The sequence below is a fragment of the Acidovorax sp. sic0104 genome (assembly GCF_019219095.1).
Classification (GTDB): domain Bacteria; phylum Pseudomonadota; class Gammaproteobacteria; order Burkholderiales; family Burkholderiaceae_C; genus Acidovorax.
The window spans coordinates 257,999-281,249 of the sequence record NZ_JAHUWH010000002.1 but is presented as its reverse complement, the minus strand read 5'-3'; the positions used below and the strand labels follow the sequence as shown (position 1 = coordinate 281,249).

Here is a 23,251-nt window from a genome sequence, read left to right as displayed (position 1 = left end):
AGGACGGACCATGGACTCTTTGATATACGACCATGTGGTGATCGGTGCGGGCATTGCCGGCGCTTCCGTGGCCTGGCAACTGGCGGCTGCTGCCACCCTTGCAGGGGTTGCGGACGCCGCCGGCCGCGTACTGCTGCTGGAGCGCGAATCGCAACCCGGCTACCACACCACCGGCCGCTCGGCCGCGCTGTACATGGCGACCTATGGCACGCCGAACATCCAGGCGCTCACGCGTGCCAGCCGGGCGTTCTACGACGCGCCGCCGCCCGAGTTTGGCGACGCACCCATCCTGTCACCCCGGGGTGTGGTGTACGTGGCCGGCCCCAGCCATCTGGGCCTGCTGCAACAGACTTTTGAGGACACCCGCGCCACGTCACCGGGCGTGCAGTGGGTGGACCACGCCGAGCTGCTGTCCCTGCTGCCCTGCCTGAAACCCGAGGCCGTGGCGGCAGGCATGAGCGAGCCCGACGCGGCCGACATCGACGTGCACGCCCTGCACCAAGGCTACCTGCGGGGCCTGCGCCAGCGCGGCGGGCAGGTGCTGACGGGCGCCGAAGTCACGGCCCTGGCGCGGGCGGACGACCTCTGGCACATCACCCTGGCCGACGGCCGCACGCTGCAGGCCCGCACCATCGTGAACGCCGCAGGGGCCTGGGCCGACGTGGTGGCCGCTCTGGCGGGCGTGCCGCCCATCGGCCTGGAGCCTCGCCGCCGCACGGCCTTCACCTTTGCCGTGCCCGAAGGCATGGACGCGAGCCGCTGGCCTGCGGTGATCGGCATCGACGAAAGCTTTTACTTCAAGCCCGACGCGGGCCAGCTGCTCGGATCGCCCGCCAACGCCGACCCCACGCACCCCCACGATGTGGTGCCCGAGGAGCTGGATGTGGCCACCGGGATCTATCACATCGAGGAAATGACGCGTTTCCAGATCCGCCGGCCTTCGCACACCTGGGCGGGGCTGCGGTCCTTCGTGCCCGATGGCGACATGGTGATCGGCTGGGACAACCATGTGCCCCGCTTCTTCTGGCTGGCGGGGCAGGGTGGCTACGGGATCCAGAGCGCAGCAGGTGCGTCGCTGCTGGCAAGCCAGTTGCTGCGCGGCGAGCCGCTGGGTGATGAGTTGGTGCGCGAAGGGGTGGTGCCCGAGGAACTATCGCCAGCGCGCTTGCGATAGGGGGCGGCCCAGCAACTCAGGCGAAGGTGTTGACCTGGGTTCCGAGGTGGCCCGAGGTGGCCAATGCTGGCTGGGGCATGGACTGCTGCATGGCATCGAGCATGGTGGCGGCCGATACGGCCTGCATGTCGAGGGCTTTCTTGAGCACCACCATGTTCAAGGCGTCCGACGTCTTGGCGCTGGCCAGGGCCGTGGCGGTGTTGACGATGCTGTTGGCGAGGGCGACGTCCATGGCGGCTCCTTGGGTTGATGGGGTTGTATCGGCACCACGGGTTGGAACTTGAGGCCCGTTACATCGGGTTTCTTTGCTGGATGCCTATTCCAGGGCCGATACGCCCAGGCTTGCGCAGGTGGCCAGATCCGAATCCGACGCCTTGGGCAACTGGCGTGCCGCGTCGCGCAGCGCGGTGCGCAGGCCTTCTTCCAGCACCGGGTGGTAGAAAGGCATGCCCAGCAGGTCCTGCACTGTCAGCTTTTGCTGCACGGCCAGCGCCAGCAGATGGGCGAGGTGCTCTCCACCCGGGGCGCACATTTCGGCGCCTCGCAGGCGGCCAGTGGAGCGGTCGGCGTAGACATTGAGCTGGCCCTCGTTGCGCAGTGCGGCGCGGGCGCGACCCTGGTCTTCGAATCCCACGGAGCCGGTGACGACCGAGCCTGCGGGCATATCGGCCTGGCGCTCTCCCACGATGGCGATATTGGGGTCGCAAAACACGATGGACAGCGGGGCGCGGCGCTGAAAGCGCGTGGGGGACTGGGCCAAGGCGTTCATGCCCGCGATGTGGCCTTCGTCGGCGGCTTCGTGGAGCAGCGGCACCTGCGTGTTGGCATCGCCCGCCATGAACACCCGCAGATCGCCGATCTGCAGCGTCTGCGGGTCCACTTTCGGCAGTCCGCGTTTGTCCAGCGGCACGCCCAGATTTTCAAGCCCCAGGTGTTCGATGTTGGGCGTGCGGCCCATGGCGGCGATCACCTGGTCCACGACCACGCGGTTCGCGCCGCTCTTCACTTCGATGCCGCCCGCCACCTCGCGCAGCTCGGCGGGCTCGCCGATGTGCAGCACCATGTCTTTCTTGAGGGCGGTGGCCAGTTCCTGGTTGAGGCGCGGGTCGCTCAGTCCCGCCAGTGCGTCGCCGGTGCTGAATGCCGCGACCTGCAGGCCCAGCCGGGCCAGCGCCTGGGACAGTTCCACGCCAATCGCGCCCATCCCGACCACGGCAATGCGCGGGCCGAGCGTGGCTTGCTCGAACAATGTGTCGGTGGTGAGCATGCGGTCGCCGAAGGCCAGCCATTCCTCGGGGACTTTGGGGCGCGACCCGGTGGCGATGATGATGCTTTTGGCCTCGTAGGCCTTGCCGTCGATGTCCACGGCGCCACGCCCGAGCAGCGTGGCCCGGCCGGAGATGCCAGTGCTGCCCAGGTTGTCGGTGGCCTTGACCGCGCCCGCCACGAAATCGTCGCGCAGGGCCCGCACCCGCCGCAGAACGGCGGGGATGTCCGCGCTCAGCGCGTCGGCACCCCGCAGGCCGAATTCCTCGAAGGCGTGGCGGCGGTGGAAGGCATTGGCAGCTTCGATCAGGGTCTTGGATGGCATGCAGCCCACGCGCGCGCAGGTGGTGCCCCAGGGGCCTTCGTTGACGATCAGGTAGCGGGACGTGCGCTTGCGCACTTCGCGCAGGGCGGCCAGGCCAGCCGTGCCGGCGCCGATGATGATGGTGTCGAGCATGTCGCTCATGGGTTTCCTTGCTGCCCGTTGGTGCCAAGGAGTGTGCCGCCTGGCGGCTGTTTGCGGTGTAGGCGCAAAGGCAGTGTTGGGCCGCAATGGCTTGTGTCGCTCTGCCCCTCAGGAATCCATCCAGCCGACCCGGCCCTGGCCGATGTCGTTGATGCGCCGCACGAAAGCAGCCGCCTGCTGTTCGGGCAGCCTCCACTGCAGGGTGACAAGCGTGCCGTGGCCCACGCTGCCCAACTCGGCCCCGGCGGCCTCGATCTCGCGGCGCAGCAGGCCTTCCAGCGCGTACGGCACCTGGCATTGCAGGGCCGCCATGCGCTGCAGGGGTACCTTGGGCGCGGTGAGCAATGCCTGCGCCACCGCATCGGTATAGGCGCGTACCAGGCCCCCGGCGCCCAGTTTCACGCCGCCGAAGTAGCGCACGACCGTGGCAAGAACCCCCTCCAGATCCTGGTGGCGCAGCACGTCGAGCATGGGGCGCCCAGCGGTGCCGCCCGGCTCGCCGTCATCCACGGCTGCTGACTGCCCGCCCGCCAGCAAGGCCCAGCAGATGTGGGCCGCGCCAGGGTGCTGCCGCCACAGGGCGTCGACCGCTGCTTGCGCGCTGGCGCGGTCGGCCATGGGCTGCACGCAGCCGATGAAACGGCTTTTCTTGATGACGATTTCGCTGTGCGCGGGCGCAGCCAGGGTGTAGGGCATGGGGCGGTGAGTTTACGGCCCATGGTGGCCCGGGAAGGCGGTGGTGACGCCCGGCCATGGCCTGCTTGCGCTGGCGATGCGCCCGCAAACTGTCCTTGTGTGTGACGAAAGCCACACGAATGCACCGCCAGTGGGTCGCAGGGCTCCGTACCGCGCCCGAGTGTGCGTTTGGTCACACTCACAAATGGCATCTCTTCCTACACTGGTTTTTTGCGGCGGGGCTCTAAGCTCGCGCTACTGTTTTCGAAGCGCCGGGTACCTTGGGGGGCCGTCCCCCTTCAATTTCTCAGCGTTGCGTGCCGAAATCAGATCTGTCCGTCGTGTTGCTGCGTCGCCGCCCAGCCCACCGAAGAAACCAAGGAACCGCCATGTTTGCCATCCCGCTCATCGCCCCGTTGCACGAAACCCTGACCAGCCACGTGTTTGGCAGGTTCCTGTCACGGTCTTCAGTCAGCGTGGCAGGCAGTGACGCGGCCCTGCCGTCGGTGGGCGCGGTGGCCGGCGATCTGGCCATGGACGATGGGCTGCCGGATCTGGCACAGCGCGTGCGGGAGACGGGCGAGTGGTGATGCGTTCAGGGTCGATGGCGGGCTGAGTTTCAGCGCATCACAGATTCATTCAAGAGGCCGCGACATCACCACGCTGGTGTAGTTGGTCAGCGGCCTCCAGTCGCATTCACCCACTATGCGGTAGCCCCACGATTCGTACATGGCGATCAGGGCCGCGGCGGGCTGGGCGGTGTCCAGGCCCATCACCTTGGCGCCGGCGCGCTGCGCCAGTGCGGTGGCATGCGCATGCAGCTGCGCCCCGTATCCCCGGCCCTTGGCATCCGGCGAAATGCAGAACTGGCAGAAGGTCCAGACGCCGCAATCCCGGTACAGCGCCACCGGAGACTCCGGCTGGGGCGGGCGCAGCGTGATGGTCCCGACGTACTCGTTTCCCTCCAGCATCACCAGTCCGGTGCCCGATGCAAAGCGCTTTGCCGTGTCCTGCACCGATTGGTGCGTGCCCCAGTAGCGCAGGCCCTGCGCGGCATGGGGCGCGTAGGCAGAGTGGATGAGGCGGGTCAGCTGCTCCAGGTCATCGCGGGCGCTGACAGGGCGGATCAGGGGGGCGGAGCTGGCGGTCATTGCGCGGCGTGGTAGGGGGCGTGGCGCAATGATGGCACGTGTTGGCAGCACATGCGGTGCGACTGCACCCTGTGCTTGCACGATAGGTATGCGCCTGTCAGAGCCTGAGTTCCCAGTGCTCCCCCACCAATTGCTGCCCGAATCCTTCGTACGGCTCGGACTTGGCCAGCTTGAAACCCCGCTTGGCGTAGATACCGCGGGCGGCAGTCAGGCAGCTGTTGGTCCACAGCACCATCTTGCTGTAGCCCTTGCTCCTGGCAAAAGCGATGCACTCGTCGGTCAGTCGCGCGCCCAGGCCCAGTCCGCGCGCCTTGGGCGAGAGGATGAGCATGCGCAGCTGGGCCACGGTGGCGGACTTGCGCACCACGAACACGGCGCCCACGCGCTCGCCGTCCAGCTCGGCGATCCAGCAGCGCTCCCAGTCGGGCTGGAACTTGGTCAGGAATTGCGCGGCGATGTCCGCCACCAGCGCCTCGAAGCGGCCGTCCCAGCCGTATTCGCGCCAGTAGGTCTCGCCATGCTGCTGCACCACCCAGCCGATATCGCCGGGCACGGGGTCGCGCAGCACTGCCACCCTGGCGGGCGCGTTGGCTGCAGGGGACGGCTCCAGCAGCGCTTGTATGCGCTCCATCGCATCGACCACCTCCTGGCGCCGTGCCACCGGCAGGGGGGCCAGCAGGGCAGACGCTTCGTCGCGTGAACGTTGCTGCAGCGGCTCGAACGCACCGCGCCCGGCGGCGGTAAGGGTCAGTACGCTCTGGCGCGCATCCCGCTCGCTAGCGCTGCGGCTGATCCAGCCTGCGGTCTCGAAGCGGCGCAGGATGCGGCTCAGATACCCCCCGTCCAGGCCCAGGTCACGCGCCAGCTCGCTGGCCACCGGCATGTCGCGGTGGGCCAGCTCATAGAGCACGCGCACGTCGGTCAATGACAGGTCGCTGCCCAGGTAAGGGTCGAGCACGCCCACGCGGCGCGTGAAGAAGCGGTTGAACCGGCGCACGGCCTTGACGGCCTCGGGCGAAACGGGCGCGTTGGCCATGGAGGGGCTGCCTGTCGCAGGAGCATTGCTGTTCATGATTGCTTTTGTCATCTAATTAATTGACATAAGCAAGTATATGCGTGATCTCCATCAAACCTGCAAAGGTGAGGGGCAAGGGCGCATGGGCGACAAAAAGTGCCCGCTCACGTAAAATCGCGTGTTACCCACCACAGCCGCGCCCCACGAAGCCCACCCGCCAGGGCTGGCCGCGCGCCCCCTTGAATGAACGCCCCCGTCGACGTCTCCTTTTTTGCGCGCGCCGCAAAGCCACTGACCAGCTACCGCCCGTACTGGGCCAAGCGCTTTGGCACGGCCCCGTTCCTGCCGATGAGCCGCGCCGAGATGGAGAAACTGGGCTGGGACAGCTGCGACATCATCCTGGTGACGGGCGATGCGTATGTGGACCACCCGAGCTTCGGCATGGCCGTGATCGGGCGCACGCTGGAGGCCCAGGGCTTCCGGGTGGGCATCATCGCGCAGCCCGACTGGCAAAGTGCCGAGCCCTTCAAGGTGCTGGGCAAGCCCAACCTGTTCTGGGGCGTGACGGCTGGCAACATGGATTCCATGATCAACCGGTACACCGCCGACCGCAAGATCCGCAGCGACGATGCCTACACCCCCGGCGACGTGGGCGGCAAGCGTCCCGACCGTGCGGCCATCGTGTACAGCCAGCGCTGCCGCGAGGCGTTCAAGGACGTGCCTATCATCCTGGGCGGCATCGAAGGCAGCCTGCGCCGGATCGCGCACTACGACTACTGGAGCGACAAGGTGCGCCGCTCCATCGTGGTGGACGCCAAGTGCGACCTGCTGCTGTACGGCAACGCCGAGCGCGCGCTGGTCGAGGTGGCGCACCGCCTGGCAGCCCGCGAGCCGGTGGAGCAGATCACCGATGTGCGCGGCACGGCGTTCGTGCGCCGACCCGATGACGAGAGCGGCAAGGGCTGGTTTGAGATCGACTCCACCACGGTGGACGAGCCCGGCCGTGTCGAGGCGCACGTCAACCCCTACATGACGACCAGCGAGCAGGCGGCTGCACAGGGCAGCACCTGCAGCAAGGAAGATGCTCCTGAATCAATAGCTGCTGGCGTAGGTGCAGCAAGCGCTGGCGGCCAAAACAATCCCAATCAGGCCATTCAGCCCATCCAGTTCGTCGCCAACCCTGCGCTCAAGGCCAAGCTCAAGGTGCCGCCGCGCGACAAGAGCGTGATCCGCCTGCCCAGCTACGAGCAGGTGAAAAGCGACCCCGTGCTGTACGCCCATGCCAACCGCGTGCTGCACCTGGAGACCAACCCCGGCAACGCCCGCGCGCTGGTGCAGGCGCACGGGGAGGGCGTGACGGCGCGCGACGTGTGGATCAACCCGCCGCCCATCCCGCTCACCACGGCCGAGATGGACCACGTGTTCGACCTGAGCTACGCGCGCGGCCCGCACCCGAGCTACGCCGATGAGAACGGCAGCCACGACGGAGCGACCAAGATCCCGGCCTGGGAGATGATCCGCTTTTCGATCAACATCATGCGCGGCTGCTTTGGCGGCTGCACCTTCTGCTCCATCACCGAGCATGAGGGCCGGATCATCCAGAGCCGCTCCGAGGATTCGATCATCCAGGAGATCGAGGACATCCGCGACAAGGTCAAGGGCTTCACAGGCACCATCAGCGACCTGGGCGGGCCGACTGCCAACATGTACCGCCTGGGCTGCAAGAGCCCCGAGATCGAAGCCGCCTGCCGAAAGCCCAGCTGCGTCTATCCCGGCATCTGCCAGAACCTCACCACCGACCACGGCCCGCTCATCAAGATCTACCGCCGTGGCCGGGCCTTGAAGGGCATCAAGAAGATCCTCATCGGATCGGGCCTGCGCTACGACCTGGCCGTGAAGTCGCCCGAGTATGTGAAGGAACTGGTGCAGCACCATGTGGGCGGCTACCTCAAGATCGCTCCCGAGCATACCGAGCAGGGCCCGCTCACCAAGATGATGAAACCGGGGATCGGCAGCTATGACAAGTTCAAGCAGATGTTCGAGAAGTTCAGCGAAGAGGCGGGCAAGAAGCAGTTCCTGATCCCGTACTTCATCGCTGCGCACCCGGGCACCAGCGACGAGGACATGATGAACCTCGCCATCTGGCTCAAGAAGAATGGTTTTCGCGCCGACCAGGTGCAGACCTTCTACCCGAGCCCCATGGCCACGGCCACGGCCATGTACCACTCGGGCAAGAATCCGCTGCGCAAGATCGGCCGGGACAGCGAGGCGGTGGACATCGTTCGCGGCGAAAAGCGCCGTCGCCTGCACAAGGCCTTCCTGCGCTACCACGACCCGAACAACTGGCCGCTGCTGCGCGATGCGCTCAAGGCGATGGGCCGCGCGGACCTGATCGGCAATGGCAAGCATCACCTGATCCCGACCTTCCAGCCGCTCACCGACGGCGGCTACCAGAGCGCGCGGCGCAAGAACTCGACACCTGCGGGCTCGTCGGCCAAGCCAGCCGCCGCACCCGCCTCGCGCAGCGTGCAGCAGCCCACCAAGGGCCGCATCCTGACCCAGCACACGGGCTTGCCGCCGCGCGTGACCGGGTCCGGGCAGAGCGTTGCAGGCCGGCCGGCGCAGGGGGGCGCGGGCAAGGGTGGCAACAAGCCTTTCAAGAAGGCGCGGTAGGGCCACGGGGCGCTGCACCTGGGCGTTGTCTGACCGCTATCGGCCATGCCCCAGCAGCGCACCCTGTTGCAAGCGGATGCGGCATGGACCGTGGAGCGGGTGCGCAAGCATGCCGTGCCTGTGCAGTGGAGCGCCCCCTATGAAGCTGCTTCCGGGCGGTGGGTGCTGCCCACGGACGGCCTGCTGGAGTTCCAGCTGGCCGGTGTGGTGGTCCTGCTCGATGGCCTGACGGCGCTGTGCCTGCCCCAGGGTCTGGCGTACCAGATGCGCCCCCTGCAGCACAAGGACCAGACCAGCATCGTGGCCAGCGAAGGCGCCCCGAAGCCCGGTGCACTTGCATCTGCCGGCCCGCAGGTCAGGGCACTGTCCCCGCGCGCCATGTGGCATGTGCGCACGCAGTGGCGCGTGGGCGGCGGCACAGGCCCTGAGGGCACGTCGCAAGCGCTGAGCGCCGTGCTAGGGCTTGGGGTGCGTGCCGTGCCGCTGCCGCTCTTGGCTACGCCCGCCAGCGTGGCGTGCGCGCGCAGGTTCATGGCGCTGCAGGTCAGCTCTGCGTCCGGGGAGCGCTGGTCGCTGCACGACGTGGCGGATGTGGCCGGCTGCTCTGCATTCCATCTGGCGCACCTCTTTCGGCGGTACCTGGGGCAGAGCCTTCATGGCTACCGCCAGCGCTTGCGCATGGTGTCGGCCTTGCAGCGGCTGGAAGAAGGCGAGGCTGATCTGGCCGCGCTGGCCCATGACCTGGGGTACTGCAGCCAGAGCCACCTGGGCGCCGTCTTCCGGCGCGAGGTGGGGGTCACGCTGGCCCAGGCCCGGTCGGCGCTGCGGGCTTGCTGATGTCCGGTGCGGCGCTGCTTGTGGCCGCGAGCGCAGGAATTTGATAGCCCATGGGCGGGGCTCGGCGCCAGACTCGGGCCCATGTCTTCTTCACCGCCTCGCGATGCTTCGGCTTGCACCACTTCATCCCGCCACGACGCGGCGGCCCGCCCGTTGGCAGCGGTCTCGGAGAGGCGGCAGACCGCTGTTGCGGGTACTCCGGCAGGTTCACGCGCCGACTTGGTCACAGGGGCGCTCGCGGCCCTTGCGGCGGCGCTGATCGGCAGCGGCTGGCAGATCGCCTCGCGCCACGGCGTGACCACCTCGCTCGGGCCCGTGGAGCTGGCGGTACTGCGCTACGGGGTTCCCGCGCTGTTGCTGGCGCCGCTGTGGTGCCGGCGTGCCGGCTGGCCCGCGTCGGTTTCCAGGAGCAGGCTCATGCTGCTGGTCATGTGTGGCGGGTTGCCGTTCGGCCTGGTGGTGTTGGCCGGGGTGCAGTGGGCGCCTGCCGCGCACATGGGCATTTTCATGGCCGCCAGCATGCCGCTGTTTGTCGCGCTGGCCGGTGGTGTGGTGCAGGGGCAGTGGCCCGGACGGGTGAGCGCGCTGGGCCTGGTGCTGATGCTGGCGGGCGTGGGGGTGCTGGGCATGGGGGCGTGGCGCGACGGACTGGCCGCCTGGCGCGGCGACCTGCTGTTCGTGCTGGCAGCGGCGATGTGGGCCGTGTACACCCTGGCGTTTCGCGGTAGCGGCCTGTCGCCGTGGCAGGGGGCTGCACTGGTCAACCTGGGGTCGGCCCTGGCATTGCTGCCGGTGGTGGCGGTGTGGGGCGCTCCCCGGCTGGTGTCTGCGCCCTGGCGCGATGTGGCCGTCCAGGCGCTGGGGCAAGGGGCGATGGCTGGTGTGCTGGGCCTGGTGGCCTATTCGGCCGCCATTGCCCGGCTGGGCGCAGCCCGTGCGGCGCTGTCGGCGGCACTGGTGCCTGTGTTCACGGCGCTGGGTGCTGCATGGCTGCTGGCGGAACCGCTGGACCGCCATGGCTGGGCTGCACTGGCCTTGGTCGTGCCCGGTGTGGTGTTGGCCAGCGGCGCAGCGGGCCTGGGGGTCAGGTGGCTGTGGAAGGGGCGCCAAGCGTAGCGGACGCCTGTGCTCCCAGGCACTCCGCCAGTGGAACGGGCTTTGCCACCGCGTAGCCCTGGGCGTAGTTCACGCCGATGATGCGCAGTGCATCCACGATGGCCTCGGATTCAGCAAATTCGGCAATGGTCTCCTTGCCCATCACATGGCCGATGCGGTGGATCATCTCCACCATGGCGTGGCTGGTCGGGTCGTGCAGCAGGTCCTTCACGAAGGCCCCGTCGATCTTGAGGTAGTTGACCGGCAGGTGCTTGAGGTAGGTGAAGGATGACATCCCCGCACCGAAATCATCCAGCGCGAACCGGCAGCCCAGCTGCTGCAGCTCCTTCATCAGGCGTACCGCGTTGGGCAGATGCGAGATGGCGCTGGTCTCGGTGATCTCGAAGCACAGCACCGCCGGGTCCTGCCCAGATTCGGCAAGTGCGGTCCGGATGTACTTGAGCAGGCTGTCGTCTCCCAGGCTGGTGCCCGACAGATTGATGGCACAGGTGTGCAGCGGCAGCGCGCCGGGGGCGCACTGGTGCTGTGCCAGGGCGAGCAGGGTGTGCCGGATCACCCAACGGTCGATGGACGGCATCATGCCGTAGTGCTCTGCGGCCGGTATGAAGGTGCCGGGCGCGACCAGTTCGCCATCTTCGCTGCGCAGGCGCAGAAGCACTTCCATATGCAGGCCTTCGCCGCCGCCAGACTGCAGGGATCGTATGGATTGCGCATGCAGCTCGAACCGGTCGTGCTCCAGGGCCAGGCGCAGGCGGCGGACCCAGTCCATGTCTCCTTCGCGCCGGGTCATCTCGATGTCTTCGGGCTGGTAGATGAACACCCGGTTGCGGCCACCTTCCTTGGCGCGGTAGCAGGCCATGTCCGCCACGCGCATGGCCTCCTGGATCGATGTGAGTGCTGGAATGAGCTGCACCATGCCGATGGACAGGCCCGTGGTGAGCTCCTGGCCTTCCCAGTGCAGGCGCAGGTCCTGGCCTGCCTGGCGCAACTGCTCGGCAATGCGTGCCGATGGCCCGGCCGGGCAGTCCTTGAGCAGGATCCCGAATTCGTCGCCGCCCAGACGCGCGAGCGTGTCTCCCTCGCGCAGGTGGCTTTGCAGCATGCGGCAGACCTCGCGGAGCATCTCGTCGCCGGCCTGGTGGCCGCAGGTGTCGTTGATGAGCTTGAACTGGTCCATGTCTACGTACAGCAGCGAGCCCTCGCGGCCCGGCTGGCGCGGTCGGCTCAGCAGGGCTTCGAGCCGCAGCTCGAACTCGCGCCGGTTCACCAGCCCCGTCAGAGCATCGTGGCTCGCTTGCCAGGACAATTGCTCCACGTAGTGCTGCTCGCGCGTGACGTCGTGCAGCACCAGCACCGCGCCGGTCACCCCACCCAGGTGGCGCAGCGCCGACCCCATCAGCTTGACGGGCACGACCGAGTGGTCGGGGCGCACCACGATGCGGTGGACAGGGTCGCTCGCGGGACCCGGGGAACCTTCGTGGCGCAGGATGTTTTCCACCAGCGCCGTCGCGGCCGGGGCGTCGGTGCCGTCTCCTTCGAACCGCAGGATTTCCTGCAGCGGACATCCAGCCGCGTGCTGCGCGCGGTGGTCCAGCAGCAGCTCGGCTGCAGGGTTCATGTACACGACCTCGCCGCGGATGTTGGTGGTGACCACCGCGTCGCCGATGGCCGTGAGAGTGGTGCGGGCCTGTTCTCGCTCGGCGCCCAGGGCCTGCTCGATGCGCCGGCGCTGGGCCAGCAGGGTGTGGGTATGCCACAGGGTCAGCAGGATCAGCGCGGCAGCCATGCCGGCGTTGAGCCACATCAGTACCTGCACGATGTGGCGCGAGCTGTCGCCCAGCGCCTCGCTGAAGCTGCGCGCGACGGGGGTCACGCCGGCGTTGATGTCGCGGATCGTGGCCTGCCAATGCACGCGCGTGATCTCGTCCACCTGGCCCAGTTCCGTCTCGTGGCGGATCTCGTGCGAGAGATCGCGCAGCGCGCTGATGTACTCATCGCCCACCAGCCAGAACTCCATGGGCCTTTGCACGATGTCGAAGCGGTGAAAGTAGCGCAGCAGCCAGACGAGGTTGTCGATGTCGTCGGGGTGGTTGCCGCCGCGCAGGAAACCCTCCCGCGCCAGGTGCACCTGCACCTGGCCGGGCTGCAGCGCCAGGCGGGCCGAGCGATCGCCCAGCGGAATCTCCATGGCTTGCGTGAACCGATCGAACGCCTGGGGAGACCCGTTGGCCGCGTATTGGCCCAGGTAATAGATGGCGTCCTTTTGCCCCTTGGTCCACAGGCTCTCGCCCGCCACGAAGGCGCGCACGGTGGACAGTACATACAGGCTGGCGGTGGCGCAGGCGGCCAGAAGCAGCACCATCGCGATGAAGGGCCAGGTCAGCCGCAGGGTCAGCTGCAGGGGACTCCGCTCAACAGGCTGCGACACATCCATGGATTGATCTCCCACCGGGTGCCAAGGTGCCGACGATTCTTCGCCCCGCCTCGCGCAGCAGGGGAGCAAAGCAGTGCTGGCCGCACCTTCGCAAGGCTTCCTGGCGCATGGCATGCCCGTGCTCGGGTGCACCGCCAGGAGGTCTCGACGCACTATATAGCGATCAAGCGGCCAATGCATGCAAAGCTTGGCAGGCCCGGCGTTGCAGCTGTGGTTGCGCCCCTGCGGGCCGGGAGAGCGGATGGGTGCGCACGAAGAAACGGCCCAGGGCAGGGGACTGCCATGGGCCGGTGGGAGAGTGCTGAAGGCGCGATGCCTTCGCCCCCAATCAGGCTGGAGCGAGCATTCAGGGCGCGGGCGACGCGGCGCGTGTGCCCACCAGCACGGACTGCTGGTCCTCGGGGAGCGATGGCGTGATCAGGTCTTCGATGATGAAGGTGCGATAGTAGAAGGCGGCGACCGCGCCCTCGGGCGCAATGGCCGATACCAGTGTGTCGGCACTGTCCTTGTCGGCCATCTTCACCAGCAGGCCATGGTGGCCCGTGCCCGCCAGGTCGGCGATGCGACGGACCATGTCGCCTTCGGCGCCCACGGACGGCAAGGGCGCGTCCGCCGTGCCCAGCGTACGCACGATGTCCTGCAGGATGACTTCAGGGCTGGCATAGGCCACGTCTCCGGCGTGGCCCGCGGCCTGCAGGGCGGCGGCGGCCTGGCGCACGCAGTCTTCGTCGGGGAACAGCGCAAATACATGGCCGGTGGGATAGAAGGTGCCGCCCATGTTGGTCATGGACGAATCGAGAATGAGGGGTTTCATGGCCATCTCCCGGTGGTGTTTGAACGCCCTCGATTGAAATGCCAGCCGGGGCCGGGCCGTGTAGGTCGGCGGGCCTTCTTGCCGTCAGCACGGCGAGTGCCGTCGTCTGCCGGGTGGAACCGTCCCTGCTGATTGATAGTTATCGGTTGCTTGCTATTTTTCATGTAGCAATGTGCAAGCCATGCAAAGCATGCAAGTGGCTTGCGCTGCGGGTCCGGCTAGCGTCCCACGCGGGCCACCCATGCGGCCAGCACCGCGCAGTGCACCACCACGGTCAGCCAGTAAACGGCGCGGAATTCCTGTTTGCTCGACTTGTGCCGCATGGCCTGCTGGGCCAGCCATGCGGCCGGCCAGCCGCCCGCCAGGCTGAGCATGTGCAGATGGCTTTCCTGTGTGCGCCAGCGGCCATGGATGGCAGCGCTCTTGTCGGCTGCATAGGCAATGAATGTGACCAGGTTGATCGCCAACACCGCCGCGAGGGTCCAGCCCAGTGGCAACTGGCGCGTCCAGATCCCCGAGCCCAGCAAGATGAGCCAGCCAGCAACGAGTGCAAGGGCCAAGGAGGCGGAGGCCGTGCCCGCACGGGCCTCGCGCCGGACACGGCCCGCAGGCCGGCCTTGCGGGCCCTGCCGGCGCTTGCGCGGGCTGGGCGGCGGGGCTCTGCCGGGAGCACTGCGATGGTTGCGCGGTGCGTTATTTGCGCCGCTGCGGGACGGGGCTGCGCTCGCCGTGCTGACACCGGCGAAGGCAGGCGATGCCCCCGTCGCCGGTTGAACGGCCATGGCGCGCGGGCCTTTGCCGCCCACGTGGATTTCTTCGTACACGACGGCCAGCCCTTCACGCGGCTGGGAGCTGCCGCGAAAGTCGCGCACATGAAAGAACACATCCGCCGACGTGCCCGGGGTACGGATGAAGCCGAATGCGCGTGTGGCGTCCCAGCGGATGACCGTTCCTTGTTTTTGCATGGGCTGCAGGCCGCCAGTCAGGCCAGGGTGTGCAGGGGAATGTCTTGCGCGGCGGCCAGCGCATCGAGCTGGGCACGCGTCTGCCCGGCCAGGAAGGCCGCCACGGCCTGGTGCGTGGCGGGGGCGCGCAGTACCTCGGCATCGCCCGTGGCGGGCAGGCCTGCCGCCGCGCACAGGCTCGCGGCAAAGTGGGGCTCCAGCGCGGCCACGGCCACGCGGCCGTCGGCGCAGGGGTAGACGCGGTAGCCTGCGTGGTTGCCGCCCACATCGCCCTGGGGGGTGGTGAGGCCCCAGTCGCGCGGCTGGGCCAGCCACGCAGCAGCATCGGCCAGGGCGACTTCGATGCACACACCGCTGCCGGTATGGGCGCGCTCGAGCAGCGCCTGCAACACCGCTTCGCTGGCCATGAGCGCGCCGCCCATGTCGGCGTACAGCGTGGGGGGCATTTCGGTGCCGGTCACCAGGCCCGCGTCGGCCAGGTAGGTCAGGTCGTGGCCGGGCTCCTCGGCACGTTCGGCCGCAGCGCCCACGATGCGCACGAGAGACAGGCGCGGGTAGCGTGCATGCAGCGACTCCCAGGAGAGGCCGAGCTTGGCGAGTGCCGAGGGGCGAAACGAGGTGATCAGAACGTCGGTGCGCGCAAGCTCTTCGTGCAGCGAGGCCTGCCCCTCGGGCGTCTTCAGGTGGGCATGCACCACGCGCACGCCGGCATGCAGCGTGGCGTAAGCCGCCGGGCTGTAGATGCCCATGGGGTCGGCGCTGGGCAAGCCGGGCGCGGGCGGCGGTTCAAGTTTCGTGCACTGTGCGCCCAGGCGGGCGCAGCGCATCAGGGCCGCGGGGCCTGGCAGGTTGAGCGCCAGGCTCAGGAGGCGGGTGTTGCGCAGAGGCTGGGGCGCGGCAGCGATGGTGAGGGTGGCAGGGGCGGTCATCGGCGGTGGCGTGGGTTGAAGCTGGCCTCGGCTGAGAAGGCGGTGTACATCCAAGCCGAAACCGCTTGGAACTTTGGTGGGGGCGGGCGCTCCCTCCCTGCGTTATACATAATTTGTTACGCTCCCCGATCCATGCAACGCAGAACCTCCATGGCCGCCTTGGCGGGCCTGGCCACCTTCCCGGGAGCCTTTTCCATGACATCCCTGAGCAGCGCCGCTACCTTGCCTGCGCTGCAGGCGCTCAAGCCGTCGCCGCGCATGCCGGTGCTTTTCGTGGGGCATGGGAGTCCGATGAATGCCATCGAGGACAACGCATGGCGCCGCAGCTGGCAGGCGATGGGCGGCGAACTGCTGGCGCGCGCCGCGCAGCCGCAGCTGATCCTGTGTGTATCGGCCCATTGGCTGACGCGCGGCGGGTGGCAGATCACGGGGATGGCGCAGCCCAGGACCATCCATGATTTCGGCGGCTTTCCGCAGGCGCTGTTCGACCAGCAGTACCCCGCGCCCGGTGCTCCGGCCGTGGCGCGCAGCCTGGCCAGGGAAATCAAATCTCCGGCCACGGGCGGTATGCTGGGCGTGGATGAGGGCGAATGGGGCTTGGACCACGGTACCTGGTCGGTGCTCAAGCCCATGTTCCCCAAGGCGGACATCCCGGTGCTGCAGCTGTCGATGGACTACAGCCGGGCCCCTGCGGAGCACTATGCGCTGGGCCAGCAGCTCAGGGCCCTGCGCGAGCGCGGGGTGTTGATCGTGGGCAGCGGCAACGTCGTGCACAACCTGCGCGCGTCGCGCCGGGGCTCTGCCCCCAACGAGGCCTACGATTGGGCCGCCGAGTTCGACGCGGTGGTGCAGGACCAGATCAAGAAAGGGCAGTTGGGCGCGTTGCAGCACTTTCAGAAGCTGGGCACCGTGGCCCAGCAGGCCCACCCCACCCATGAGCACTACCTGCCGCTGCTGTACGCGGCGGGCGCAGTGGAGGCCAGCGAGATGCCTCGCTTCTTCAACACGGGATATCAGTCGGCATCGATTTCGATGCGGTCGGTGCTGTGGGGTTGACACCCATGCTGGCAGTTTGCTCATTTTTTGATAGCTTTCTGCGCTTGCAGACTGGGCGTCAGAGGCAAAAAAGACTCTGAAATGGGGACTTGTCAGCCTGGGTGCGCTCTGCCCCGGGCGGCCGCGCTCAGCGTGGCGAGCCGGCCATCTCCCGGATCTGCAGCCAGTTCCACCGTTTCCGGTAACTCTCGGCCTTGGCCTGAAAGAGCGGCAGGTGCGGGCACTGCGGATTGGGCCGCAGGATGCCGGCATACAGTTCCTGCAGCCCGTACGGTGCATACAGAGTCGGCCCGAGGGCCTGTTCACCGGGATGCACTCCCACACAGGTGCACGGCACCAGAAACCGCTCGATCCCATCGCGGGCCGACTGCAGCGCCTGGTACGGAAAGCCGAACCACTGCTCGTACCACAGGTGCACGCGGGCCTGGTTCTTGGCTTCCACGGTGATTGGCAGATCCGCGAAGAGCGCGTTGGCGCGCGCCTGGACTTCTTGTTCCGCAGCTTCCGACAGGTCGGCTGCGTCGAAGTAGAACAGGTCGTAGTCCTTGATGCGGGCGGTGGGCGCCATGCCGGAATGCAGGTTCCACACGGTCTGGAACAGGCAACCGGCGACCAGCCACGCATCGGGCAGGCCCAGAAGCGGCAAACGCTCCAGAATGGCCGCGTTGTACGGGTTCTGGAGCGCTTCGCTCACGAAGCGGCGCGCGAGCGCCGCTTCACCATCGTGCTCAGACGACCTTTGCAATCGACTGGCAGACGTAGTCGATGTTCTTGCTGTTCAGTGCGGCAACGCACATGCGGCCGGTATCCGTGCCGTACACGCCGAACTCATTGCGCAGGCGCACCATCTGGTCCTTGGAGAGGCCCGAGTAGCTGAACATGCCGATCTGCGTGGTGATGAAGCTCATGTCCTGCTTGACGCCAGCGGCCTTGAGACCGTCGACGAGTTTCTGGCGCATGGCCTTGATGCGCACGCGCATTTCGGCCAGCTCGCCTTCCCATTGGGCGCGCAGCTCGGGGTTGTTCAACACGGCCGCCACCACCGCGCCGCCGTGGATGGGCGGGTTGGAGTAGTTGGTGCGGATCACGATCTTGAGCTGGCTCAGCACGCGCGAGGCTTCTTCCTTGTCCGTGCACAGCACCGACAGGCCGCCCACGCGCTCGCCGTACAGGCTGAAGCTCTTGGAGAACGAGGTGGAAACGAAGAAGGTCAGGCCGGCGGCCACGAACTTGCCGATCACGGCGCCGTCTTCGGCGATGCCGTGGCCGAAGCCCTGGTAGGCCATGTCCAGGAAGGGTGTCAGGCCCTTGGCCTTGACGGCGGCGATGACCTGGTCCCACTGCGCGGGGGTGATGTCGTAGCCTGTGGGGTTGTGGCAGCAGGCGTGCAGCACGACGATGGTGCCGGCAGCGGCGGCGTTCAGGCTGGCCAGGAAGCCTTCGAAGTTCACGCCGCGCTTTTCGGCGTCGTAGTATGCGTAAGTGTCGACTTCGAAGCCGGCGTTGGTGAACAGCGCGCGGTGGTTTTCCCAGCTGGGGTCGGAAATCAGCACCTTGGCATTGGGGCTGACCTTCTTCAGGAAGTCGGCGCCGATCTTCAGGCCGCCGGTGCCGCCGATGGCCTGCACCGTGGCCACGCGGCCAGACTTCACGGGTTCGCTGTCGGCGCCGAACACCAGGCCCTTGACGGCGTTGTCATAGGCCACGATGCCGTCGATGGGCAGGTAGCCCCGGGCGGTGGGGGCGGACATCATGGTCTTTTCGGCCGCCTGGACGCACTGCAGCAGGGGCAGCTTGCCGTTGTCGTCGAAATAAACGCCCACGCCCAGGTTGACCTTGTTGGGGTTGGTGTCTGCGGCAAATTGCTCATTCAGACCCAGGATCGGGTCGCGGGGGGCCATTTCGACGGCGGTGAACAGAGACATGAAAATCCTTGGAAAGAGGTTGTCAGTAGCGAGGAATCCGGGCGTGGTGTACCGTGCCGGGTTCCGCCGATTTTAACGGCCCGCCCCCACCCCACGTTGACTGCACCCATGCCGGATATCACACAGGTCATAACGGAAAAGCAAGACGGCGAATTCGTCAGCTTCCCCGATTCACCCTTCGAACTGTTCCAGCCGTACCCACCCGCAGGCGACCAGCCCGAGGCCATCGGCAAGCTGGTCGAAGGCCTGAACGATGGCGAGGCGTTCCAGACGCTTTTGGGGGTGACGGGCTCTGGCAAGACCTTCACCATGGCCAACGTCATTGCCCGCATGGGGCGCCCGGCCATCATCTTTGCGCCCAACAAGACGCTGGCCGCGCAGCTGTACAGCGAGTTCCGCGAGTTCTTCCCCAAGAACGCCGTGGAGTACTTCGTGAGCTACTACGACTACTACCAACCCGAAGCCTATGTGCCGCAGCGCGACCTTTTCATCGAGAAAGACAGCGCGATCAACGAGCACATCGAGCAGATGCGGCTGTCGTGCACGAAGAGCCTGATGGAGCGGCGCGACGTGGTCATCGTGGCCACCGTCTCGGCCATCTACGGCATTGGCGAGCCCGAGAGCTACCACCGCATGGTGATGACGCTGCGCGTGGGAGACAAGCTGGGCCAGCGGGACGTGATCGGCCAGCTCATCCGCATGCAGTACCAGCGCAACGAGGCTGATTTCTCGCGCGGCAAGTTCCGTGTGCGGGGCGACACCATCGACGTGTTCCCGGCCGAACATTCCGAGCTGGCCATCCGCATCGAGCTTTTCGATGACGAAGTGGAGAGCCTGCAGCTGTTCGACCCGCTCACGGGGCGGGTCAAGCAGAAGATCCCGCGCTTCACGGTCTACCCCAGCAGCCACTACGTGACGCCGCGCGACAAGGTGCTTGCGGCTGTGGAAACGATCAAGCTCGAGCTGGCCGAACGCCTGCAGCAACTGTTGGCCGACGGCAAGCTGGTGGAGGCCCAGCGGCTGGAGCAGCGCACCCGGTTCGATCTGGAGATGCTCAGCGAAGTGGGGCACTGCAAAGGCATTGAGAACTACACGCGCCACTTGTCGGGTTCGGCGCCGGGTGACCCGCCCAGCACGCTGACGGACTACATGCCCAAGGACGCGCTGATGTTCCTGGACGAGAGCCACCAGATGATCGGCCAGCTCAACGCCATGTACAGCGGTGACCGTTCGCGCAAGACCACGCTTGTGGAGTACGGCTTTCGACTGCCTTCGGCATTGGATAACCGCCCGCTCAAGTTCGAAGAGTTCGAGCACCGCATGCGGCAGGTGATCTTTGTCACGGCCACGCCAGCGGACTACGAACGCACGCACTCCGGGCAGATCGTGGACCAGGTCGTGCGTCCGACGGGGTTGGTGGACCCCGAGGTGGAAGTGCGCCCTGCCACCCACCAGGTCGATGATGTGCTACAGGAAATACGCATTCGTGTAGAAAAGCGCGAACGCATACTCATCACCACGTTGACCAAGCGCATGGCGGAGCAGTTGACGGACTACCTGACCGACAACGGTGTGAAGGTGCGCTACCTGCACAGCGACGTGGACACCGTCGAGCGGGTGGAGATCATCCGCGACCTGCGCCTGGGCGCGTTTGATGTGCTGGTGGGCATCAACCTGTTGCGAGAGGGCCTGGACATTCCGGAAGTGTCGCTGGTCGCCATCCTGGACGCGGACAAGGAAGGCTTTTTGCGCGCTGAGCGTAGCCTGATCCAGACCATAGGCCGCGCGGCGCGCAACCTGAACGGCAAGGCCATTCTGTATGCCGACCGGATCACCGATTCCATGAAAAAAGCCATGGGCGAGACGGAACGACGCCGCATCAAACAGATCGCACACAACGAGGAACACGGAATCACTCCGCGCAGCATTGTCAAGCGGGTAAGAGACCTGATTGACGGCGTGTACAGCGAAAAAGCAGGCAAGGACGCAGAACGGCTGGAGCAGGAAGCCATGCGCCGGGCACAGGTGGAAGACATGTCCGAAAAGGACGTGGCGCGCGAGATCAAGCGCCTGGAAAAGCTGATGCTGGAGCACGCACGCAACCTGGAATTCGAGCAAGCAGCCCGGGTCAGGGACCAGCTCACGAGGCTCAAGGACCAGGCATTCGGCGCACACGGAGGCGATTCTGTGGGCCTGTAGGCGGGCGTTGAAAGAGTCGGGTAAGACATCACTGATCAAATTGCGACCAGTTGGTTTTTTATCCCGACCAATTCAATAGGGATTTGTGTTATACTTGCACAAAACACTCAAGAAAACAGCCCAGCGATGAAGGGCTCCGTGCAGGCCTTAACGGGCGACTGCGCGGAGAAGGGGCGGAGACGGTGCCTCACTGGCCATCAGCCAGTGGCGGCGGTTTCTACAACGAACAAGCCTTAGCACAAGGAGCTTGCGATGCGTCTCACAACCAAAGGCCGTTTTGCGGTCACTGCCATGATTGACCTGGCCCTGCGCCAGAACAATGGCCCTGTCACCCTGGCCGCGATCAGCCAGCGCCAGCAAATCTCTTTGTCGTACCTCGAGCAGCTGTTCGGCAAACTGCGCCGTCATGAACTGGTGGAGTCCACCCGTGGTCCCGGCGGTGGTTACACCCTGGCCCGCAAGGCCGGCGATATCACCGTGGCGGACATCATCGTGTCTGTGGATGAGCCCATCGACGCCACACAGTGCGGTGGCAAGGAGAACTGCCTGGGCGAAGCCGGCCGTTGCATGACGCACGAGTTGTGGGCATCGCTGAACCAGCGCATGGTGGAGTTCCTTGATTCCGTCACGTTGCAAAAGCTGGTGGAAGAGCAGCTCGCCAAGGGCGTGCAGATCGAGGACAAGCCCGTGGTCCGCCGCGCCATTTCCACGACGCCGGTGGTCAAGCCCATCCGCGTGAACGCCCCGAATTCCGTTTTTGCTCTGGGCAACGTCTTCGCGAAGTCCTGAGTGGTGGCGCGCCGTGCCGGCCCTGGGGTCGGCAGCGCCCTGAACGATTTTTGTGCACCGACCTTCCTTCTTGCAAATCTGCCAGCCAGAAACCTTTACTGAGCCAGCCATGGACATGACCCCGCATTTCCCCATCTATCTCGACTATGGCGCCACGACCCCGGTGGATCCGCGCGTGGTGGACGCCATGATCCCCTGGCTGCGCGAGCATTTCGGCAACGCGGCGTCGCGCAGCCATGCCTGGGGCTGGGAGGCGGAAGAGGCGGTGGAAAATGCCCGTGGCCAGGTGGCCGACCTGATCGGCGCCGACCCGCGCGAGATCGTCTGGACCAGCGGCGCAACCGAATCCATCAACCTGGCCCTGAAAGGCGCAGCCCAGTTCTACAAGGGCAAGGGCAAGCACCTCATCACGCTCAAGACCGAGCACAAGGCCGTGCTGGACACCATGCGCGAGCTGGAGCGCCAGGGCTTCGAGGTGACCTACCTTGACGTGCAGGAAGACGGGCTGGTCAATATGGACGCTCTCAAGGCTGCCATCCGCCCCGACACCATCCTGATCAGCGTACTCTTCGTGAACAACGAGATCGGTGTGATCCAGGACATCCCCGCCATCGGCGCGCTGTGCCGCGAAAAGGGCATCCTGTTCCATGTGGATGCTGCCCAGGCCACCGGCCGCGTCGCCATCGACATGGCGACGCTGCCTGTCGACCTGATGAGCATGACGGCCCACAAGACCTACGGCCCCAAGGGCATCGGCGCGCTGTTCGTGCGCCGCAAGCCCCGCGTGCGACTTGAAGCGCAGATGCACGGTGGCGGCCACGAGCGCGGCATGCGCTCTGGCACGCTGCCCACGCACCAGATCGTGGGCATGGGCGAAGCCTTCCGCATTGCCAAGGAAGAAATGGCCGAAAGCAATGCCAAGGCGCATGCGCTGCAGCAGCGCCTGCTGGAAGGCCTGAAGGACATCGAGCAGGTGTTCATCAACGGCAGCATGGAGCGCCGCGTGCCCCAGAACCTGAACATGAGCTTCAACTACGTCGAAGGCGAGTCGCTCATCATGGGCATCAAGGGCCTGGCTGTGTCGTCCGGCTCCGCCTGTACGTCCGCCAGCCTGGAGCCCAGCTACGTGCTTCGCGCTCTGGGCCGCAGCGACGAGCTGGCGCACAGCAGCCTGCGCATGACCATTGGCCGCTTCACCACCGAAGAAGAGATCGACTACGCGATCTCCACCATTCGTGAGAACGTCGCGCGCCTGCGTGAGCTGAGCCCGCTGTGGGAGATGTACAAGGACGGCATCGACATCAGCACCATCCAATGGGCTGCGCACTGATCCCCATTTCTGAAGATTCAAGAGGTACACATCATGGCTTACTCAGACAAAGTGGTTGACCATTACGAGAACCCCCGCAACGTGGGTTCGTTCGACAAGGGTGATGATTCGGTGGGCACCGGAATGGTGGGCGCGCCTGCCTGCGGTGACGTGATGAAGCTGCAGATCAAGGTGAACCCTGCCACCGGCGTGATCGAAGACGCGCGTTTCAAGACCTACGGCTGCGGCTCTGCGATTGCCTCGTCGTCGCTCGTGACCGAGTGGGTCAAGGGCAAGACGCTGGACGAAGCCGCCGCTCTCAAGAACAGCGAAATCGCTGAAGAACTGGCCCTGCCGCCCGTGAAGGTGCACTGCTCCATCCTCGCCGAAGACGCCATCAAGGCGGCCGTGCTGGACTACAAGACCAAACACGCGGCTGCAGCCACCGCAGCCTGAGC

At 66.4% G+C, this 23,251-nt stretch carries 21 protein-coding genes; 10 read left to right on the top strand and 11 right to left on the bottom strand.

The genetic code is table 11. The annotated features are described in order from the left end of the window. Nucleotides 1–10: 10 nt before the first annotated feature. Complete coding sequence (locus KW835_RS05450; RefSeq protein ID WP_218381278.1) at nucleotides 11–1,174, top strand: FAD-binding oxidoreductase; 1,164 nt, start codon at nucleotides 11–13, stop codon at nucleotides 1,172–1,174. A 16-nt stretch (nucleotides 1,175–1,190) separates the two neighbouring features. Here the strand turns inward: KW835_RS05450 and KW835_RS05445 are convergent, their stop codons facing one another. From KW835_RS05445 to KW835_RS05435, 3 genes are all read right to left on the bottom strand, one after another. After that, nucleotides 1,191–1,406 (bottom strand): YjfB family protein, encoded by a 216-nt coding sequence (locus tag KW835_RS05445; RefSeq protein WP_218381277.1) that lies wholly within the window; start codon nucleotides 1,404–1,406, stop codon nucleotides 1,191–1,193. An 84-nt stretch (nucleotides 1,407–1,490) separates the two neighbouring features. Next, nucleotides 1,491–2,906 carry a dihydrolipoyl dehydrogenase gene (locus KW835_RS05440; RefSeq protein WP_218381276.1) on the bottom strand — a complete coding sequence of 472 codons (1,416 nt, stop codon included), beginning with the start codon at nucleotides 2,904–2,906 and terminating at the stop codon, nucleotides 1,491–1,493. A 108-nt stretch (nucleotides 2,907–3,014) separates the two neighbouring features. Next, nucleotides 3,015–3,602, bottom strand: a complete 588-nt coding sequence (locus KW835_RS05435; RefSeq protein WP_218381275.1) for a YigZ family protein — start codon at nucleotides 3,600–3,602, stop codon at nucleotides 3,015–3,017. Nucleotides 3,603–3,970: 368 nt separating this feature from the next. Here KW835_RS05435 and KW835_RS05430 point away from each other — a divergent pair, with 368 nt between their 5' ends. Then, complete coding sequence (locus tag KW835_RS05430) at nucleotides 3,971–4,171, top strand: hypothetical protein (RefSeq protein WP_218381274.1); 201 nt, start codon at nucleotides 3,971–3,973, stop codon at nucleotides 4,169–4,171. 45 nt (nucleotides 4,172–4,216) lie between these two features. On the opposite strand, the gene KW835_RS05425 is transcribed toward KW835_RS05430, so the two are convergent. Together KW835_RS05425 and KW835_RS05420 are read right to left on the bottom strand one after the other, a co-directional pair. After that, nucleotides 4,217–4,732: a GNAT family N-acetyltransferase gene (locus KW835_RS05425; RefSeq protein ID WP_218381273.1), complete on the bottom strand. Its 516-nt coding sequence runs from the start codon at nucleotides 4,730–4,732 to the stop codon at nucleotides 4,217–4,219. Nucleotides 4,733–4,829: 97 nt separating this feature from the next. Further along, a complete protein-coding gene (locus KW835_RS05420) occupies nucleotides 4,830–5,804 on the bottom strand; it encodes a helix-turn-helix domain-containing GNAT family N-acetyltransferase (RefSeq protein WP_255593299.1) in 975 nt (324 codons plus the stop codon). 186 nt (nucleotides 5,805–5,990) lie between these two features. On the opposite strand from KW835_RS05420, the gene KW835_RS05415 reads away from it, so the two are divergent. The 3 genes from KW835_RS05415 to KW835_RS05405 all read left to right on the top strand — a co-directional run bounded on the left by KW835_RS05415 (nucleotide 5,991) and on the right by KW835_RS05405 (nucleotide 10,373). Further along, complete coding sequence (locus KW835_RS05415) at nucleotides 5,991–8,420, top strand: YgiQ family radical SAM protein (protein ID WP_218381271.1); 2,430 nt, start codon at nucleotides 5,991–5,993, stop codon at nucleotides 8,418–8,420. Between the two features lie 45 nt (nucleotides 8,421–8,465). Continuing rightward, on the top strand, nucleotides 8,466–9,257 hold the full coding sequence (locus KW835_RS05410; RefSeq protein WP_218381270.1) for a helix-turn-helix transcriptional regulator: 792 nt from the start codon (nucleotides 8,466–8,468) through the stop codon (nucleotides 9,255–9,257). An 81-nt stretch (nucleotides 9,258–9,338) separates the two neighbouring features. Further along, a complete protein-coding gene (locus KW835_RS05405; RefSeq protein ID WP_218381269.1) occupies nucleotides 9,339–10,373 on the top strand; it encodes a DMT family transporter in 1,035 nt (344 codons plus the stop codon). Here KW835_RS05405 and KW835_RS05400 read toward each other — a convergent pair. The 4 genes from KW835_RS05400 to KW835_RS05385 all read right to left on the bottom strand — a co-directional run bounded on the left by KW835_RS05400 (nucleotide 10,342) and on the right by KW835_RS05385 (nucleotide 15,515). Continuing rightward, nucleotides 10,342–12,807: an EAL domain-containing protein gene (locus KW835_RS05400; protein WP_255593298.1), complete on the bottom strand. Its 2,466-nt coding sequence runs from the start codon at nucleotides 12,805–12,807 to the stop codon at nucleotides 10,342–10,344. The two genes, KW835_RS05405 and KW835_RS05400, sit on opposite strands and share 32 nt — an antisense overlap. Before the next feature lie 346 nt (nucleotides 12,808–13,153). Further along, nucleotides 13,154–13,621, bottom strand: a complete 468-nt coding sequence (locus KW835_RS05395; protein WP_218381268.1) for a hypothetical protein — start codon at nucleotides 13,619–13,621, stop codon at nucleotides 13,154–13,156. 218 nt (nucleotides 13,622–13,839) lie between these two features. Further along, nucleotides 13,840–14,586, bottom strand: coding sequence for a cold shock and DUF1294 domain-containing protein (locus KW835_RS05390; RefSeq protein ID WP_218381267.1), 747 nt, complete (start codon nucleotides 14,584–14,586; stop codon nucleotides 13,840–13,842). Nucleotides 14,587–14,603: 17 nt separating this feature from the next. Further along, nucleotides 14,604–15,515, bottom strand: coding sequence for a CoA transferase (locus KW835_RS05385; protein ID WP_218381266.1), 912 nt, complete (start codon nucleotides 15,513–15,515; stop codon nucleotides 14,604–14,606). Between the two features lie 150 nt (nucleotides 15,516–15,665). On the opposite strand from KW835_RS05385, the gene ygiD reads away from it, so the two are divergent. Then, nucleotides 15,666–16,571, top strand: a complete 906-nt coding sequence (ygiD, locus tag KW835_RS05380; protein WP_218381539.1) for a 4,5-DOPA dioxygenase extradiol — start codon at nucleotides 15,666–15,668, stop codon at nucleotides 16,569–16,571. 127 nt (nucleotides 16,572–16,698) lie between these two features. Here the strand turns inward: ygiD and KW835_RS05375 are convergent, their stop codons facing one another. Next, on the bottom strand, nucleotides 16,699–17,265 hold the full coding sequence (locus tag KW835_RS05375) for a nucleotidyltransferase family protein (protein ID WP_370633585.1): 567 nt from the start codon (nucleotides 17,263–17,265) through the stop codon (nucleotides 16,699–16,701). A 34-nt stretch (nucleotides 17,266–17,299) separates the two neighbouring features. After that, entirely contained in the window at nucleotides 17,300–18,496 is a 1,197-nt protein-coding gene (locus KW835_RS05370) for an amino acid aminotransferase (RefSeq protein ID WP_218381264.1), read from the bottom strand. A 108-nt stretch (nucleotides 18,497–18,604) separates the two neighbouring features. On the opposite strand from KW835_RS05370, the gene uvrB reads away from it, so the two are divergent. The 4 genes from uvrB to iscU all read left to right on the top strand — a co-directional run bounded on the left by uvrB (nucleotide 18,605) and on the right by iscU (nucleotide 23,249). Then, nucleotides 18,605–20,695, top strand: a complete 2,091-nt coding sequence (gene uvrB, locus KW835_RS05365) for an excinuclease ABC subunit UvrB (protein WP_255593297.1) — start codon at nucleotides 18,605–18,607, stop codon at nucleotides 20,693–20,695. A 252-nt stretch (nucleotides 20,696–20,947) separates the two neighbouring features. Then, complete coding sequence (gene iscR, locus KW835_RS05360) at nucleotides 20,948–21,484, top strand: Fe-S cluster assembly transcriptional regulator IscR (RefSeq protein WP_007851285.1); 537 nt, start codon at nucleotides 20,948–20,950, stop codon at nucleotides 21,482–21,484. 109 nt (nucleotides 21,485–21,593) lie between these two features. Next, nucleotides 21,594–22,814 (top strand): IscS subfamily cysteine desulfurase, encoded by a 1,221-nt coding sequence (locus KW835_RS05355; protein ID WP_218381263.1) that lies wholly within the window; start codon nucleotides 21,594–21,596, stop codon nucleotides 22,812–22,814. Between the two features lie 33 nt (nucleotides 22,815–22,847). Then, nucleotides 22,848–23,249 (top strand): Fe-S cluster assembly scaffold IscU, encoded by a 402-nt coding sequence (gene iscU / locus KW835_RS05350; protein WP_218381262.1) that lies wholly within the window; start codon nucleotides 22,848–22,850, stop codon nucleotides 23,247–23,249. Nucleotides 23,250–23,251: the final 2 nt, after the last annotated feature.

What these genes read in the sequence shown, in the direction of transcription:
- KW835_RS05395 (WP_218381268.1), bottom strand. Translation starts at nt 13,621, where the DNA reads ATGAAACCCCTCATTCTCGATTCGTCCATGACCAACATGGGCGGCACC.
- KW835_RS05445 (WP_218381277.1), bottom strand. Translation starts at nt 1,406, where the DNA reads ATGGACGTCGCCCTCGCCAACAGCATCGTCAACACCGCCACGGCCCTG.
- KW835_RS05370 (WP_218381264.1), bottom strand. Translation starts at nt 18,496, where the DNA reads ATGTCTCTGTTCACCGCCGTCGAAATGGCCCCCCGCGACCCGATCCTG.
- KW835_RS05355 (WP_218381263.1), top strand. Translation starts at nt 21,594, where the DNA reads ATGGACATGACCCCGCATTTCCCCATCTATCTCGACTATGGCGCCACG.
- KW835_RS05430 (WP_218381274.1), top strand. Translation starts at nt 3,971, where the DNA reads ATGTTTGCCATCCCGCTCATCGCCCCGTTGCACGAAACCCTGACCAGC.
- KW835_RS05405 (WP_218381269.1), top strand. Translation starts at nt 9,339, where the DNA reads ATGTCTTCTTCACCGCCTCGCGATGCTTCGGCTTGCACCACTTCATCC.
- KW835_RS05435 (WP_218381275.1), bottom strand. Translation starts at nt 3,602, where the DNA reads ATGCCCTACACCCTGGCTGCGCCCGCGCACAGCGAAATCGTCATCAAG.
- iscR (WP_007851285.1), top strand. Translation starts at nt 20,948, where the DNA reads ATGCGTCTCACAACCAAAGGCCGTTTTGCGGTCACTGCCATGATTGAC.
- KW835_RS05400 (WP_255593298.1), bottom strand. Translation starts at nt 12,807, where the DNA reads ATGGATGTGTCGCAGCCTGTTGAGCGGAGTCCCCTGCAGCTGACCCTG.
- KW835_RS05420 (WP_255593299.1), bottom strand. Translation starts at nt 5,804, where the DNA reads ATGAACAGCAATGCTCCTGCGACAGGCAGCCCCTCCATGGCCAACGCG.
- KW835_RS05440 (WP_218381276.1), bottom strand. Translation starts at nt 2,906, where the DNA reads ATGAGCGACATGCTCGACACCATCATCATCGGCGCCGGCACGGCTGGC.
- KW835_RS05450 (WP_218381278.1), top strand. Translation starts at nt 11, where the DNA reads ATGGACTCTTTGATATACGACCATGTGGTGATCGGTGCGGGCATTGCC.
- KW835_RS05410 (WP_218381270.1), top strand. Translation starts at nt 8,466, where the DNA reads ATGCCCCAGCAGCGCACCCTGTTGCAAGCGGATGCGGCATGGACCGTG.
- iscU (WP_218381262.1), top strand. Translation starts at nt 22,848, where the DNA reads ATGGCTTACTCAGACAAAGTGGTTGACCATTACGAGAACCCCCGCAAC.
- ygiD (WP_218381539.1), top strand. Translation starts at nt 15,666, where the DNA reads ATGGCCGCCTTGGCGGGCCTGGCCACCTTCCCGGGAGCCTTTTCCATG.
- KW835_RS05385 (WP_218381266.1), bottom strand. Translation starts at nt 15,515, where the DNA reads ATGACCGCCCCTGCCACCCTCACCATCGCTGCCGCGCCCCAGCCTCTG.
- KW835_RS05415 (WP_218381271.1), top strand. Translation starts at nt 5,991, where the DNA reads ATGAACGCCCCCGTCGACGTCTCCTTTTTTGCGCGCGCCGCAAAGCCA.
- KW835_RS05425 (WP_218381273.1), bottom strand. Translation starts at nt 4,732, where the DNA reads ATGACCGCCAGCTCCGCCCCCCTGATCCGCCCTGTCAGCGCCCGCGAT.
- uvrB (WP_255593297.1), top strand. Translation starts at nt 18,605, where the DNA reads ATGCCGGATATCACACAGGTCATAACGGAAAAGCAAGACGGCGAATTC.
- KW835_RS05390 (WP_218381267.1), bottom strand. Translation starts at nt 14,586, where the DNA reads ATGCAAAAACAAGGAACGGTCATCCGCTGGGACGCCACACGCGCATTC.